We start from the raw sequence: 13,277 nt of genomic DNA on the forward strand, positions 1-13,277 counted from the left end.
TCCCATCGCCTTACCTTCCGTACACGTAGTCGGGCAGCCAAGTGGCGATCTGCGGGAAGACCATCACCAGCGCGAGCGCAAGAATCATCACCAACACGAAAGGCGTGATCGAGCCGTAGATATCCTTGAGCGTGATTTCAGGCGGCGCCATGGCGCGCATCAAGAACAGGTTATAGCCGAAGGGCGGCGTCATATAGGCGATCTGCGTGGTCATCGTATAAAGGATCCCATACCAGATCAGATCAAAGCCCAGCGCGCCGACCAAGGGCACATAAAGCGGCGCGACGATCACCAACATCGCCGTATCGTCCAGAAATGTGCCCATGACGATGAAGCTGAGCTGCATCAGGATGAGGATCATCCACGGGCTCAGGTTCAGGCGCTCGGTGAAAACGCTCTCGATCGCCTTGACCGCGCCCAGCCCGTCGAACACCGCGCCAAAGGCGAGCGCCGCAAGGATGATCCACATGAACATGCACGAGATGGCCAGCGTCTGGCGCACCGAAGTCTCGAAGACCTCACGCGTCATCCGCCCTTTCAAAACCGCCGCCACAAAGGCCGCCAAGGCGCCAATGGCCGAGCTTTCCACCAAGGACGTATAGCCTTTGACAAAAGGCACCATCATCACCGCGAAAATAATGATCGGCAGCAAACCCGCGCGCAAAAGACGCAGCTTTTCGGCGCGCGGGATATCGCGCTCTGCCGCGTCCAGAACCGGCCCGAGCGCGGGGTTCATACGGCAGCGAATGACGATATAGGCGATGAACATCGCCGCCATCATCAACCCCGGAAGCACCCCCGCCAGCCACAATTGCCCCACAGGTTGGCGCGCGATCATCGCATAAAGCACCAAAACCACCGAAGGCGGCACCAGAATGCCCAAACTCGATCCGGCTTGGATCACCCCCGTGACCATCCTCTTGTCATATCCGCGCTTCAAAAGTTCGGGCAAAGCAATGGTCGATCCGATCGCCATCCCCGCCACCGACAGGCCGTTCATCGCCGAAATCAACACCATCAACCCGATGGTGCCAATCGCCAATCCGCCCCGCAAACCGCCCATCCAGACATGGAACATCTTGTATAGATCATCGGCGATTTTGCTCTCCGACAACACGTAGCCCATGAAAATGAACATCGGCAGGGTCAGCAGCGGATACCATTTCATCAGCTTCATCGCCGCCGAAAACCCGAGATCATATCCCCCCCGATCGCCCCATAGAAACAGCGCCGCAATCACCGCGACAAAGCCGATGGCGCCGAACACCCGCTGCCCCGTCAAAAGCATCAACATCATCGACGAGAACATCAAAATGGCGATCAATTCATAGGGCATCTGCGCGCTCCTCTTGGGGCGCGTCGCCCTCGAATTCCCACTGCCCGCACAGGCGCAGGATGTCTTTGGCCAGTTCCGACACCGCTTGCAGCAGCATCAAGAATATCCCGATGCACATGATCACCTTGATCGGCCACATATAGGGCCGCCATGCCGAGGGGCTGCGCTCTCCGCCGTATTTGAAGCTGTATTCGGTGCTGTCGATCCCGCCCTTGAGCAAGACGCCGAGATAGAAGATCAAGAACAGCACCGTCAGGCAATCGACCATGGCTTTGCGCCGCGGGGTCCATTCGCCGTAAAGCAGGTCCATGCGCACATTGCTGCCCATCTGCAATGAATAGGGCCCGCCCAAAATATAATAGGCGACCATCGCGAATTGCGCCATCTCCAGCGTCCACAAGGACGGCAGGAAAAACGTCTTGGACACCGAGGACCACAGCAGGATGCCCATCATCACGAAGATGCCATACATCACCACGCGCCCGATCCGGTAATTCACCGCATCCACCACGCGGATATAGGCTTTCAAGGCTCTCATTCCCGCTCCCCCTGCATCTGCGCCAAAGATGCCCCGCGCTCTTGGGCGATCTGCGTGCAGGCCGCGTCGATCATCGGGGCCAGCACAGCCGCCATCGCCGCCGCCCGCGCTTCGGTGTCAATCAGATCGTTGCGGATCTCGATCATCACCGAGGCAAGCCCCGCCGATGTGGCATGCAGTTGCAAGCTGTGCAGCACGCCGTCGCTGGCATCATAGGGGGCATTGAGCGCCGCCTTCAATGCGGTGGTATTACGGGCCGCCGCCAGCATCACCTGCGCCATACGCGCATCTTGATCGTGCAGCAGGCCAAGCTCGACCGCGCGCGGCGCGCCGTTGAACACCGGCGTGAAGCTGTGGATTGTCACAAGGCAGGGCGGCATATCCGCCGCGCCGCGCTCGGCGATCACCTCGCGCAGCAAGGATTGAAACGGCGCATAGACCGCCGCCGTGCGCGCGCGTTTTTCCGCCGCGCTCAAACCGCGATTTCCCGGCACCTCGATGGCTTCGCTCTTGGCCGGAAAGGCGCTGGCGGCGTCTGGCGGGCGGTTGCAATCATAGACAAGACGCGAGATGCGAGAGGCAACCAAGGGCGCATCCAAAAGCCGTGACAGCTCCACCGCCACATCGCGCGCGCCGATGTCCCATGCCGCATGGGACACCGCCCCCGCCGCATCCAGCCCCAGCCCCGCAAGGCTGGCCGGAATGAAGGCGCTGGCATGTTCGCACGCCAAAACCAGCGGCGCCGTGCCCGCGCGGTTGATCACTTCAGCAGCTTGCCCTTCAGCGGCCGTTAACATGCGCGCGCCCTATCCCCCGTCCGATGCCGCGCCGCACGCAGGACGAAAATCCCGCGCGCAACGCGCCTTTGTAAAACAAACTACAGAGCCATAACTTCTGTCAACTTTATTTCTATAGACCTTTCTTTTGGCCCGCCCTAACCTAACCCCAAGACAAGAGGACAGCCTAAAAATGCAGCACCCCGCGCCCCTCGTAAAAGACCGACTGCACGGCGGGATGGAGACGCTCACCCCCTCCGAGCGCCGCGTTGCCTCGGCGCTTTTGACCGATTATCCGGTGGCCGGATTGCAATCGATCACCAAACTGGCCCTGCAAGCCGAAGTCAGCACCCCGACGGTGATCCGCATGGCGCGCAAGCTGGGCTTTGACGGCTTTCCCGACCTGCAAGGCGCGCTGCGCGGCGAGGTCGCCGACCAGATCAAAAAGCCGATGTCGAAACATGCGGGCGCGCAGGCGGGCCGCCCCGAAGGCCATACCATCGCGCGCTTCTCGGAGGCGGTTTTTGCCAATCTCGGCCACACATTGGAGCGGCTCGACACCGCGACCTTCGACGCCGTTGCCGAACTCTTGGCCGATCCGGCGCGCAGCCTCTATCTCGCGGGCGGGCGCATCACCCGCTCCAACGCCGATTACCTGTTCAACCACCTGCAAATCATCCGCCCCGATGTGACGCTTTTGGGCCAATCGGCCAATGTCTGGCCGCAGTATCTGCTCGATATGGATGCGCAATCGGTGCTGATCGTCTTTGACATCCGCCGCTACGAAAAAGACCTGCACAAACTGGCGCAGCTTGCCAAATCGCGCGGCGCGCGGCTGGTCCTGTTTACCGATCAATGGAGCAGCCCGATCGCCGCCGAGGCCGATTACCTCTTTAACGCCATGGTCGAAGCACCCTCGAGTTGGGACAGCACGATTGCCATCATGTTGATCGTCGAGGCTCTGGTCGCCGAGGTGCAAAGCAAGGGCTGGGAAAAATCCGCCGAAAGGATCGAAGAGCTGGAATCCATGTTCTCGGCCACGCGGCTTTTTCGCAACTTCTAGGGCGGATTTCGCGCGCCGCGCTCTGGACAATCGCCCGCGCCCCCGCCTTGATAGCGCAAGGAGGAGACCCGACCATGACCCAAACGCCCTTTGTGCCCGCCCCGCGCCTGTCGCATGTCAGCGACCTTTTTGTCAGCGTCGATAAATTCCGCGAGATGGGCACCGCCCGCGCCGGTCACCGCCGGATCATCCCGATCATCGGCGGCGAGGCCAAAGGCCCGCGCCTGAACGGCAAAATCCTCAACCTCGGCGCCGATTGGCAAACCATCTGGGCCAATGGCGTGGCGGAGCTTGAGGCGCGCTATGCCGTCGAAACCCATGACGGCGCCACGGTCGAGATTTGCAATTACGGCTATCGCCACGGCCCCAAAGAGGTGCTCGACGCCATCGCCCGCGGCGAAGAGGTCGCGCCGGATCAATATTACATGCGCACCCAAGCACGGCTTGAAACCGGCGATCCGCGCTATGAGTGGATGAACAAGACGCTGTTTATCGGCAATGGCGCGCGCCGCGCCAATCAGGTGGTGATCTCGCTCTACGCGATGGAGTAGCCGCAAGCAGAGACCTTGCCGCCCGATTGGGGCGCGGGGCCTTGCGGACAGGTCAATAGGTGATGGTGACGATCACGCTGTCGGTATAAACGCCGATGCTGGGCGTTTGGCCCGCGTGGATACGGCCATAGACGGTAAAGGCATTGTTGGTGCCGGTCCCCGTGCCCGTTGCCATCGATCCGGGTAAATTACCCCAAGGCATCACCCGCGCACCATCACGGTAAAGACCATAGCTAAGCGTATCGACCCCGTTGCGCATCTGGCGCATCGCGGGGTCCGCGCCCCCGCCCCCACCCATCCCCAGCCCGATCGTATAGCTGGTGTCAGAGGTGCAGCGCACATTGATCGTCGCCGTCTCATCCACCACGCGGTCCAGACTGCGACCAATCGAGCCAAAGCTCAGCGATGTCACATCCAACTCGCAGCTTGGCACAACCTGCGCCGAGACGGTAAACGGCGGCACGCTGGCTTGGTGGTCATTGAGCAAGGTGCAACTGGTCAAACTGCCGTAATCCATCGAAATATTGGCATCGCCGGAAAAATCGGAACGATAAAGCCCGCTGCCGACAGAGACGCTGCTGGCGGTGATATCGGCAAAGATCGGAACGGTGTTCGAGCCGCTTCCAAGCAAGGTGACAACCGGCACGTAAAGCACGTTGAGCGTGCCGAATGTCGCCCCGTTGCCCAAGGGGCGCAGCTCGTAGGCCAAACCCGCCCCGTCTCCGCGCCGCATATAGCGCGGCGCATTGTTCGATCCGGCCCCGCCACTGCCCGCGCCAAAGCGCAAACACACGCCCACCACATCGAGCAGCGCGCCGCTGCACGAGACCGTCACCGTGCCCGAGGTTTGATTGACGGCGCCAGCCCTGACGCTGACCGAGCCAAAGTTGATATTGCTTATGCTCGCGCGGCAATCGAGCGCCTTGGCCGCCTGCGGCAGCGCCGCGAGAAGCATCGCAAAGCCACATGCCATCACGCCCCTATGAAGCCAGTGTCTCATTTGCATATCACCGGATCGATCTGGTCTTGGGTCGCTTCGGTCGCCTCGAAGTTAAACACCACCGTGCACGGCCCGCGCGGCGTGTCGAATTTCAAAACATTGCGCCCTTTGACATCTTCGAGCCACGCCAATCCGTCATAGCCGACATAGGTTTCTTCCTTTTGCCCGTTGAGATAGCCATAGGTCCCTGCCGGAAGGAAACTGCCATCGGGGTAACGCAACACCACCAATACATTCGGCCGCACGCTGCCTTTGAAATCGACCAATGCGCCGGAGCGGCGCGCGGGCACCACCTCCATCGCCGTCGCCCCGATCGAGGCCGTGTCATCCAGATCATTGACGTTGATCGACACGCGGTTGCGCCGGTGTGACGACATGCCTGGCACCAGGGCTTTGCCGCGCGCATCGGTCCATGTGACGATGCGGTTTTGCAAATAGACCGGCACTTCGGGAATGCCCAGATCGACCACGGCAAAGCTGTCGGAGACGGTATTGCCCGCCGCCAGAGCTCCGCCCGTCATGACCACGGCCCCCTCGAAACTGCCGCGCGCATAGGTGCCGCCGCCGCCGGTTTGCACCTCGACGCCCGCCTTGCCATAGCGGCTGCGATAATCGCCGCGCCCCGATGCCAAAAGCCGCCCCTCTTGCCCCTCAAGCTGCAATCCGTAACCGTAATCGCCCGTCTTCTCGCCCAAGGGACGGGCCACAAACAGGTTGCTCGACGCCTTTCCGGTATAGTCCTTGCCCGCATTCGCGCGCACATAGGTCCGGTTGCCCAATGACATCGACAGGCTCAGCGACACGGTGGATTCCTCGGTGCGCAGATTGCGCGAGCCGCTGAAGTTGACCGACCCGCGCCCGTCATTGATCGACATGCCAAAAGAGGCCGATGCCAGCAGATCGTCGGAATTGGCCCGCCGCGCATGCACCATGCTCAGCCCCAGTTTACGGTCCGATTTCGGCACCGGAATGGCGAGGCTAAAGACATCAAGCGCGGTCGGAAACTCGAGCAAGGACCCCTCTGCCGCAAGATTGCCCGCGCCCAGATAATCCACCCCCGTCGCATAGGCCAGATCGGCAAACCCCTCCTGAGCGCGCATGGCGTTAAGGTTGATATCCACCGCGCCGATGGAGGTGCGCAGATTGGTTTGCAAGAATTTCGCCGATTGGTCCTGATACTGGCTGGCCCCTGCGGTGAGCGACAGTTCGGCCATATTGAACGGCACCACATTGAGACCCAGCGACGCCATCTTGAGATCGCTTTTGCCCTCGACATGGGTTTCGAGCGTCATATTGCGCGTCAACCCGTAGCGCAGGCTGCCCGAATAGGCGAGATCGTCGCCATAATTGTTGCTCTCAAGCCCGTAGGCTTGACGCGCATAGCCCATTTCGAACGAATAATCCGCAACCCCCTTTTTGAGCAGGTTTTGCGACGCGAAGAACGACACATTCTGTTTGCGCGCGCGTCCCAATTCGTCGCGCACCACGATCACCGCATCGCCCGATCCCGAATAGATCGGCAAATCCTCGATCCGGAACGGCCCGCTGTCCACCGAGGCGCTATATGCGCGGTTGTTTTCGATAAACACATCGACCGTCGATGGCACCGCCGCCGCGCCCGAATAGGACAATAGCTGCTCGGTGACGATATCGCTGCGCAGGCTGAAATCACGGCGTATCTGCAGCCCGCCCAACCGGACCGGCCGCGTCCATGACAGGCCCGAGGTGGTCACATCTCCCGCCGAAAACGTCAGCGCCTTACCGGCGTGGCTGATGTCGTAGCGCGTCTCGTAGCGGGTAAAATCGCCGCCGCCCCCTGCTGCCGTATCGCTATACCGGTAGGCCCCTGTCGTGCTGAGCGTGCCGTAGGGGCTGAAGAGCCAGCCGTCCAAACTGGCGGTGAAGCTGTTGAAACCAAAGGCATTGTCATTGCCCGACGTGCCGAAATCCGCGCCCAGCGCATAGTTGAGCACAAGGCCGGTGCTCTCTTGGGCCTCGATATGCTCGGGGCGCCGCGCCGCCGATTGCACCTTGGGCAAGAGCGCCGAATTGGGGACGGTGATGATGATCTGCTGCCCGTCGGGATCATATTGAAACGCCAAACCGGGGATCGTGTCGAGATAGACGCGCGGTTTGACCAAGCTGGGTGCCTTGAGGCCGATTTCGGTCAATTCGCCGCGTTTGATCGACAGGCGGCTCTCGGCCGGATGCGCCATAAATTGCGCCACCAATCCGGTGTCTTGCCCGTTGATCTTGACCGCCAGAAACAAAGGCGTGCCTTCGCCAAGCACCGCCAGCGGATCAGGCACAGAGGCCGTAATATCAAGCGTGGTGCTTGCCGTTTGCGCCGCTGCCGCCACGGGCAAAACACCCGTGCCAAGCAAAGTCAAAGCAAGCGCTTTCGCGAGTGTCATGTTTCAACCCCTAATAGCTGATGGGTCAGCCGTAGAAGTATGGTGGGCCGACCCCGTCCGAGAACGTCGTCAGGAATTGAAACACATCGGAACCGAATGACGGACCTGAAGCTTCACGGCTTGGCCGCTTTGCTCCTTGCCTGGCAAACGGTCCACCAAAACGCGATAGCATTCGCGCCCGCGCACGGGGCGCTTGTTGACGCGCACCAACCGCACGGTCAACTCTTGGCGCGGATTGAGCCGCGCCACCGGCGGGCTGACCACGACATCACGGGTCGGAGTGGCTTTGGCCGGATCTTGTCCCTCGCGCCATTTGAGAACGCGCATTTGCAGCACCGAGGCCTGTTTGCCCCCTGCCTTCACGGTCAAAGTGGTTTGATTGGACGCCTGCACGTTCAGCCGCGTGGGCGAGACGGTCAGGCTATCGGCCTGCAGGGGCGCGGCGGCGCCCCCACATAGGAGTATTGCGCTCAAAAGAGCACTAAGAACGGGTCTGCGTCTGCTCGACTTAGACATGGGTTTTCCCCTTGTATTGCCTCTGGCCCCTGATCTTAATGCGTCAGGGTAACCAAGATCGTATCCGTATATAGGCCTGCACTATAACTGCCTGCGGGGATTTGACCATAGACAGGAATCACCTGAGGCACGACTGCGCTCAAATTGCCCGAAAAGACAGCACCGCCCGAAGCGATGGCGCTGCTGCGGCCCGCGTCGGAGTAGATCGAATAGGGAAGCAAATCGCCCGATGTGCTCACCATTTTGCGGGTGCCGCCGGAAAAGTTGTCTCCGCCGCTCAATGCCACCGATGCGCCGGTGCGGTTGCCCGTGCAGAGCACCACGATGGAACCTGGTGTCACCTCGTTGGAGGCATTGGCGCTGTCGATGGTTGCAAAGGACAAAGCCGTCGCAGCCGTCAGCGTGCAGCTGTCCAGCACCAAAGCAGAAACGCTCAGGTTTGCGGTTTCTTCCGCAGCGCCGGCCACGGTCGCAGCGGCGCATAGCGGCCCCAGAAGGGCCATTTTCAAAGAGGTCTTCTTTAACATCGTCTTGCCTTTTAGCTAAGGCAGTCCTTGGCCGCATAGAACAGGTCGAAATCCACGGCTGTGGAAGCTGCCGGTTTGATCTATACGAAGGGATAGGCGCAGACTTTGGCGGGATTTTGGCCAAAGATGGCATTTGTCCGGCATTTGAATGATATTTGATGTATCCGGCTGACATCTTTGAAGATGCGCTGCGCGCTGCCTGCAACGGCGCGCGAAACAATCCTTGGGCGGCGCGCGAGTTCACACCCGATCGGAAACAAAATTCGTGCCATTTTGCTCGGCTTCCATCGATGACAGGCGAATTCATGGTTAAAATCAGATTGTCGTTGCATCACGACATCCCGCCATCGATGCTGACGGTCCTAGAATTGAATATGGAGGTAAGCTTATGAGTGTTGTGTCTCTTAAATCTCTGGCTGTAGGGGCGTTTTTGGCTCTTTCGACCGCAACAACCGGCCAAGCCGCAACGGTCACGGGCACCTTTGGCTATAACGACCCGGGCGGCCCTTTTGACGCGGGCTTCCATACCTACCACGATATGGGCAGCCTCACCGTCGGCGCTGGCGGCAATCTTTGCTATGCCGCGCCCTACAACTGCTTTTCCTTCTCGGGCAATACCGTCCAAGCCAATTTCAACATCGGCGCGGCGGATTTGCCCTTCCTCGGTTTCGTCTTTGATTTCGCAGGGCTGGGCGAGGTGATCACCGGCGTGAACATCTTGTCGAACACCACGGCGCTGACGGCGGGCAACCTCTATTTCGATGCGGACAGCTTTGCCATCGACCTCAACGGTTCGATCTACGGCAGCGCCACATTCGAGCTTGAGCTTGCCCCTGCTGTGCCCTTGCCTGCGGGCTTGCCGCTCTTGCTCTCCGGCCTCGCCGCCGCAGGGTTGATCCGCCGCAAAGCGAAAAAAGCCTGATCTTCAAAACGCCGCGGATACTCTTCGCGGCGTTTTTTACGCCGGATCATCGCGCATCCGGCCTTGCCCCTTGCCGCAACTCCCCGAAAACCAGCCCGTCACAAAAGCTTCACTTGCCCAACCCATAATAATTCCATATTTCATGAAATATGGAATCAATGACCCCAAACCAACTCGCCACCCTCGGCCATCCACAGCGCCTTGCCCTGTTCTCCTTGCTGATGCGCCGCTATCCCGATCATGTGTCTGCGGGCGAGATCGCCGATGCGCTCGGCCTCAAGGCCAGCACGCTATCGACCTACCTTGGCGCGCTCCAACGCGCACATCTGGTCGGGCAAAAACGCTCGGGCACATCGCTCTTATACGCCATCGACATGCACGCCGCGCGGCAAATGTTCGATGCCTTGCTCAGCGGATGCTGTCAGGGCCGCCTTGATCTATGCCTGCCCTCCCCCAACACAGGACCTGCCGCCATGCCCGATCGCAAATATAATGTGCTCTTCATATGCACCGGAAACTCGGCCCGCTCTATCTTTGCCGAATGTCTGTTGCGCAAATTGGGAGGGGACCGGTTCAACGCCTATTCGGCTGGCACCCGCCCCCACTCAAAGCTCAATCCCTTTGCGGTCAAAGTGCTGGAAGACAAAGGGCATGACACGCGCGAACTGCGCGCAAAAAACATCGCCGCCTTTTCCGGCCCCGATGCGCCGCCGCTCGATTTCGTCTTTACCGTCTGCAATCAAGCCGCCAACGAGGAATGCCCCACATGGGACGGGCAACCGGTGAGCGGCCATTGGGGCATGCCCGATCCGGTCAAGGCCCAAGGCACCCCCGCCGAGCAGGCTTTGGCCTTTCAAGAGGCCTATGGCACGCTGAAACGGCGGATCGAAGCCTTTGTTGCCCTGCCGGGGCAAAGCCTCGACCGGATCGCGCTGCAGTCGGCGATTGACGACATCGCCCGCGCGCCATAGGCCCGCGGCGCCTCAGGCCCCGCCGCGTCGGCGCAGCCCCAAAGGCGCGCGATATGATATGATGGCTGGCGATCCCTTGAGGACTCGAACCCCAAACCTGCTGATTAGAAGTCAGCTGCTCTATCCAGTTGAGCTAAGGGACCGCTTGGCCCTTATTGGCGCAGGGGGGCGCATGAGCGCAAGAGGGAAAGGCGGGTTTGGCGCCGGTTCTTAGGCGCCGCCGATCTGCAACCGCCCGCCCTCTTCGCGCAAGGGCACCGCATCGAGCGCGCAATCGGGGCCTTGGACGGGGCCGGCTTTGGCCTCTCCGGTCGTGATGTCGAACTGCGCCCCATGGGCCGAGCACATCAACCGCGCGCCATCCGCCGACAATAGCCCGCCGCCGCGATAATCGAGCGGCAGATATTGATGCGGACACGCATTCACATAGGCGCGAAATTCCCCGCCCGCCCGCAGCACCAGCAAGGGAAAGACGCCCCTTTCGGTCTCGACCTTGAGCGACAAGACCCCCTGCACCTGCGCGGCGGCGCATAGATCGGTCCCCTCCGCAGGCGCGCTGCTGTAGTCGGTCCAAGCCATGGTGTCAGGCCGCAGGATCGGCCGTCAAAACCCCGCGGCGGATTTGGTCCTCTTCGATGCTCTCGAACAAGGCGCGGAAATTGCCTTCGCCAAATCCGTCATCGCCCTTGCGCTGGATGAATTCGAAAAAGATCGGGCCGATCACGGTTTTGGAGAAAATCTGCAGCAAAATCCGCGTCTCGCCGCCGCCCACGACGCCTTCGCCGTCGATCAAGATACCGCGCGCTTTCATCCGCTCGATCGGTTCGTCGTGGCCCTTCACGCGCTTATGCGACATCTCGTAATAGGTGTCGGGCGGGCCAGGCATAAAGTCCATCCCCGCCTGTGCAATCGCATCGGTGCCGCCATAGATATCATTGCTGGCGATGGCGATATGCTGGATGCCCTCGCCGTTATATTCGCGCAGATATTCCTCGATCTGGCTGTGATCGTCGGTGCTTTCATTGATCGGAATGCGGATTTTCCCATCCGGCGAGGTCAAGGCCCGCGACACGAGGCCGGTTTGCTTGCCCTTGATGTCGAAGTATTTGATTTCCTTGAAGTTAAACGTCTGCGCGTAAAAGCGATACCATGTATCCATATTGCCGCGGATGACGTTATGGGTCAGGTGGTCGAGGTAGTAGAACCCGAAGCCTTCGGGGCGCGGGTTGCGCGCGCCCAGCCACTCGTAATCCGCGTCATAACACGACGCATCGCCGCCATAGGCGTCGATGAAATACAACAGCGATCCGCCAATGCCATAGACGGCGGGGGCGTCGATGCTTTTGCCCGCGCCGGTATATTCCGCCGCGCCCAGATCGAGCGCACGTTTGAGCGCCGCCTGCGCATCGACCACCCGCCAAGCCATCGCAGGCGCGCAGGGGCCGTGCTGGGCAACAAACTCCTGACCTTGGCTGCCCGCTTCGGCGTTGAGCAGGTAATTCACGTCGCCTTGGCGATAGAGCGTGATGTCCTTGCGCTTGTGTTTGGCCACGGGCACAAACCCCATCTGCCGGAAAATCACGTCGAGCTTTTCCGGCTCTGCATGGGCGAATTCCACAAATTCGAACCCGTCGGTGCCTGCGGGGTTTGTCTCGCTAATGGTGGCTTTGGGGGCGTCATGTGGGAAAGGGCCCATGCGTGTTTCTCCTGTAGAATCGGGTTTTGATGCGTGTTTGCCCATCATCGCGCGCCATGAGCGCATGAAGTTTGCAATTGCTCACGGATCCATGCCAAATATGCATCAAGCACTCACCAAAACCGACGGAGACGCACAAAATGCGCATAGATGACTTCGACCTTGCGCTTTTGCGCGCATTGCAAAGCGACGGGGCCATGACCAATGCGGCGCTGGCCGAGGTGGTCAACCTATCGGCCTCGCAATGCTCGCGCCGCCGCGCAGCGCTCGAAGAGGCGGGGCTGATCGCCGGATATGCGGCGCGGCTGGATGCGGGTAAACTTGGCTACGGGCTGCGCGCCATCACGCGGGTCAATTTACGCAGCCACGGCCAAGGGGCCGAGGCCGAGTTCTCGCGCTTTATCACCATCCACGACCAAATCCGCGCAGCGTTTTCGGTGTCTGGCGATGCCGATTATGTGCTCGATATCCATGTGCGCGATCTGGAATCCTACGCCGAATTCATCCACCAACACCTGTTGCCACATCCGCACGTGGCGCAGGTGCGATCGGAAATCGTGCTCAAAACCCTTAAGGATCAAGGCGGCGTCGCGCTCGGCTGACCCGCGATCACGCGCATCGCTGGCGCGCGGCAAAACCTAGAGGATGGCCCGTTCAGTGGGTCCAAGCACCGCGGCGGTTGGTGGCGAAATTCTCGCCATAGCCGCCCGCGCGCACATTGGGTTTGCGGGTCTTCGGCTCGGTCACCGTCGCCTCGATCCCGTGCTCGCGCGCGTATTCGACCGCCTCTTCCTTGCTGTCGAACTGCAGCTTCACCTGCGCCTGCGTGTCCGTCGAGGAGGTCCAGCCCATCAAAGGGTCCACTTCGCGCGCCGAGGCGGGCGTGTGTTCAAGCACCCAATATTTGGTCTTGGCCGTGCCCGAGGACATGGCCGATTTCGCAGGTTTGTAAATACGCGCAGGCATG

The 13,277-nt window shown here is 60.6% G+C and carries 16 protein-coding genes and 1 tRNA gene; 6 read left to right on the plus strand and 11 right to left on the minus strand.

What is annotated here, in order from left to right; all coding sequences use genetic code 11:
* Window positions 1–10 precede the first annotated feature (10 nt).
* Genes ABWV64_RS04925 through ABWV64_RS04935 form a run of 3 tightly spaced genes read right to left on the minus strand, consistent with a single transcriptional unit; the run spans window position 11 to window position 2,671 of the window.
* The gene (locus tag ABWV64_RS04925; protein ID WP_353343155.1) at window positions 11–1,336 is read right to left on the minus strand and encodes a TRAP transporter large permease; all 1,326 of its coding nucleotides are present in this window, start codon (window positions 1,334–1,336) and stop codon (window positions 11–13) included.
* On the minus strand, window positions 1,326–1,874 hold the full coding sequence (locus ABWV64_RS04930; protein ID WP_353343156.1) for a TRAP transporter small permease subunit: 549 nt from the start codon (window positions 1,872–1,874) through the stop codon (window positions 1,326–1,328). The genes ABWV64_RS04925 and ABWV64_RS04930 overlap by 11 nt, the downstream gene beginning before the upstream one ends.
* Window positions 1,871–2,671, minus strand: a complete 801-nt coding sequence (locus ABWV64_RS04935; protein ID WP_353343157.1) for an N-formylglutamate amidohydrolase — start codon at window positions 2,669–2,671, stop codon at window positions 1,871–1,873. The genes ABWV64_RS04930 and ABWV64_RS04935 overlap by 4 nt, the downstream gene beginning before the upstream one ends.
* A gap of 172 nt (window positions 2,672–2,843) precedes the next feature.
* On the opposite strand from ABWV64_RS04935, the gene ABWV64_RS04940 reads away from it, so the two are divergent.
* Both ABWV64_RS04940 and ABWV64_RS04945 read left to right on the plus strand, forming a co-directional pair.
* The gene (locus ABWV64_RS04940; protein WP_353343158.1) at window positions 2,844–3,713 is read left to right on the plus strand and encodes a MurR/RpiR family transcriptional regulator; all 870 of its coding nucleotides are present in this window, start codon (window positions 2,844–2,846) and stop codon (window positions 3,711–3,713) included.
* Window positions 3,714–3,787: 74 nt separating this feature from the next.
* On the plus strand, window positions 3,788–4,264 hold the full coding sequence (locus ABWV64_RS04945) for a DUF3237 domain-containing protein (RefSeq protein ID WP_353343159.1): 477 nt from the start codon (window positions 3,788–3,790) through the stop codon (window positions 4,262–4,264).
* Window positions 4,265–4,316: 52 nt separating this feature from the next.
* On the opposite strand, the gene ABWV64_RS04950 is transcribed toward ABWV64_RS04945, so the two are convergent.
* From ABWV64_RS04950 to ABWV64_RS04965, 4 genes are all read right to left on the minus strand, one after another.
* On the minus strand, window positions 4,317–5,237 hold the full coding sequence (locus ABWV64_RS04950) for a Csu type fimbrial protein (RefSeq protein ID WP_353343160.1): 921 nt from the start codon (window positions 5,235–5,237) through the stop codon (window positions 4,317–4,319).
* Window positions 5,238–5,260: 23 nt separating this feature from the next.
* Window positions 5,261–7,678, minus strand: coding sequence for a fimbria/pilus outer membrane usher protein (locus ABWV64_RS04955; protein WP_353343161.1), 2,418 nt, complete (start codon window positions 7,676–7,678; stop codon window positions 5,261–5,263).
* Window positions 7,679–7,747: 69 nt separating this feature from the next.
* Entirely contained in the window at window positions 7,748–8,152 is a 405-nt protein-coding gene (locus ABWV64_RS04960; protein ID WP_353343162.1) for a fimbrial biogenesis chaperone, read from the minus strand.
* A 77-nt stretch (window positions 8,153–8,229) separates the two neighbouring features.
* Window positions 8,230–8,721 (minus strand): Csu type fimbrial protein, encoded by a 492-nt coding sequence (locus tag ABWV64_RS04965; RefSeq protein WP_353343163.1) that lies wholly within the window; start codon window positions 8,719–8,721, stop codon window positions 8,230–8,232.
* 158 nt (window positions 8,722–8,879) lie between these two features.
* Here ABWV64_RS04965 and ABWV64_RS04970 point away from each other — a divergent pair, with 158 nt between their 5' ends.
* The 3 genes from ABWV64_RS04970 to ABWV64_RS04980 all read left to right on the plus strand — a co-directional run bounded on the left by ABWV64_RS04970 (window position 8,880) and on the right by ABWV64_RS04980 (window position 10,614).
* On the plus strand, window positions 8,880–9,113 hold the full coding sequence (locus tag ABWV64_RS04970; protein WP_353343164.1) for a hypothetical protein: 234 nt from the start codon (window positions 8,880–8,882) through the stop codon (window positions 9,111–9,113).
* Complete coding sequence (locus ABWV64_RS04975) at window positions 9,110–9,643, plus strand: VPLPA-CTERM sorting domain-containing protein (RefSeq protein ID WP_353343165.1); 534 nt, start codon at window positions 9,110–9,112, stop codon at window positions 9,641–9,643. The genes ABWV64_RS04970 and ABWV64_RS04975 overlap by 4 nt, the downstream gene beginning before the upstream one ends.
* 149 nt (window positions 9,644–9,792) lie before the next feature.
* Window positions 9,793–10,614 (plus strand): arsenate reductase/protein-tyrosine-phosphatase family protein, encoded by an 822-nt coding sequence (locus ABWV64_RS04980; RefSeq protein WP_353343166.1) that lies wholly within the window; start codon window positions 9,793–9,795, stop codon window positions 10,612–10,614.
* Window positions 10,615–10,680: 66 nt separating this feature from the next.
* Here ABWV64_RS04980 and ABWV64_RS04985 read toward each other — a convergent pair.
* From ABWV64_RS04985 to hppD, 3 genes are all read right to left on the minus strand, one after another.
* A tRNA-Arg gene (locus ABWV64_RS04985) sits at window positions 10,681–10,757 on the minus strand.
* Window positions 10,758–10,824: 67 nt separating this feature from the next.
* On the minus strand, window positions 10,825–11,193 hold the full coding sequence (locus ABWV64_RS04990; RefSeq protein WP_353343167.1) for a Rieske (2Fe-2S) protein: 369 nt from the start codon (window positions 11,191–11,193) through the stop codon (window positions 10,825–10,827).
* Window positions 11,194–11,197: 4 nt separating this feature from the next.
* The gene (hppD, locus tag ABWV64_RS04995) at window positions 11,198–12,310 is read right to left on the minus strand and encodes a 4-hydroxyphenylpyruvate dioxygenase (protein WP_353343168.1); all 1,113 of its coding nucleotides are present in this window, start codon (window positions 12,308–12,310) and stop codon (window positions 11,198–11,200) included.
* A 140-nt stretch (window positions 12,311–12,450) separates the two neighbouring features.
* On the opposite strand from hppD, the gene ABWV64_RS05000 reads away from it, so the two are divergent.
* Window positions 12,451–12,912, plus strand: a complete 462-nt coding sequence (locus ABWV64_RS05000) for an Lrp/AsnC family transcriptional regulator (protein WP_353343169.1) — start codon at window positions 12,451–12,453, stop codon at window positions 12,910–12,912.
* A gap of 52 nt (window positions 12,913–12,964) precedes the next feature.
* Here the strand turns inward: ABWV64_RS05000 and ABWV64_RS05005 are convergent, their stop codons facing one another.
* Window positions 12,965–13,276 carry an ETC complex I subunit gene (locus tag ABWV64_RS05005; protein WP_353343170.1) on the minus strand — a complete coding sequence of 104 codons (312 nt, stop codon included), beginning with the start codon at window positions 13,274–13,276 and terminating at the stop codon, window positions 12,965–12,967.
* Between the last annotated feature and the right edge of the window lies 1 nt (window position 13,277).

Origin of the sequence: Litorivita sp. NS0012-18, assembly GCF_040371945.1 — a bacterium.
In the GTDB taxonomy this organism is placed as follows: Bacteria; Pseudomonadota; Alphaproteobacteria; order Rhodobacterales; family Rhodobacteraceae; genus Litorivita.

Coding starts and splice junctions, on each gene's coding strand:
- ABWV64_RS04925 (WP_353343155.1), bottom strand. CDS start 1,336: ATGCCCTATGAATTGATCGCCATTTTGATGTTCTCGTCGATGATGTTG.
- ABWV64_RS04930 (WP_353343156.1), bottom strand. CDS start 1,874: ATGAGAGCCTTGAAAGCCTATATCCGCGTGGTGGATGCGGTGAATTAC.
- ABWV64_RS04935 (WP_353343157.1), bottom strand. CDS start 2,671: ATGTTAACGGCCGCTGAAGGGCAAGCTGCTGAAGTGATCAACCGCGCG.
- ABWV64_RS04940 (WP_353343158.1), top strand. CDS start 2,844: ATGCAGCACCCCGCGCCCCTCGTAAAAGACCGACTGCACGGCGGGATG.
- ABWV64_RS04945 (WP_353343159.1), top strand. CDS start 3,788: ATGACCCAAACGCCCTTTGTGCCCGCCCCGCGCCTGTCGCATGTCAGC.
- ABWV64_RS04950 (WP_353343160.1), bottom strand. CDS start 5,237: ATGGCATGTGGCTTTGCGATGCTTCTCGCGGCGCTGCCGCAGGCGGCC.
- ABWV64_RS04955 (WP_353343161.1), bottom strand. CDS start 7,678: ATGACACTCGCGAAAGCGCTTGCTTTGACTTTGCTTGGCACGGGTGTT.
- ABWV64_RS04965 (WP_353343163.1), bottom strand. CDS start 8,721: ATGTTAAAGAAGACCTCTTTGAAAATGGCCCTTCTGGGGCCGCTATGC.
- ABWV64_RS04970 (WP_353343164.1), top strand. CDS start 8,880: ATGTATCCGGCTGACATCTTTGAAGATGCGCTGCGCGCTGCCTGCAAC.
- ABWV64_RS04975 (WP_353343165.1), top strand. CDS start 9,110: ATGAGTGTTGTGTCTCTTAAATCTCTGGCTGTAGGGGCGTTTTTGGCT.
- ABWV64_RS04980 (WP_353343166.1), top strand. CDS start 9,793: ATGGAATCAATGACCCCAAACCAACTCGCCACCCTCGGCCATCCACAG.
- ABWV64_RS04990 (WP_353343167.1), bottom strand. CDS start 11,193: ATGGCTTGGACCGACTACAGCAGCGCGCCTGCGGAGGGGACCGATCTA.
- hppD (WP_353343168.1), bottom strand. CDS start 12,310: ATGGGCCCTTTCCCACATGACGCCCCCAAAGCCACCATTAGCGAGACA.
- ABWV64_RS05000 (WP_353343169.1), top strand. CDS start 12,451: ATGCGCATAGATGACTTCGACCTTGCGCTTTTGCGCGCATTGCAAAGC.
- ABWV64_RS05005 (WP_353343170.1), bottom strand. CDS start 13,276: ATGCCTGCGCGTATTTACAAACCTGCGAAATCGGCCATGTCCTCGGGC.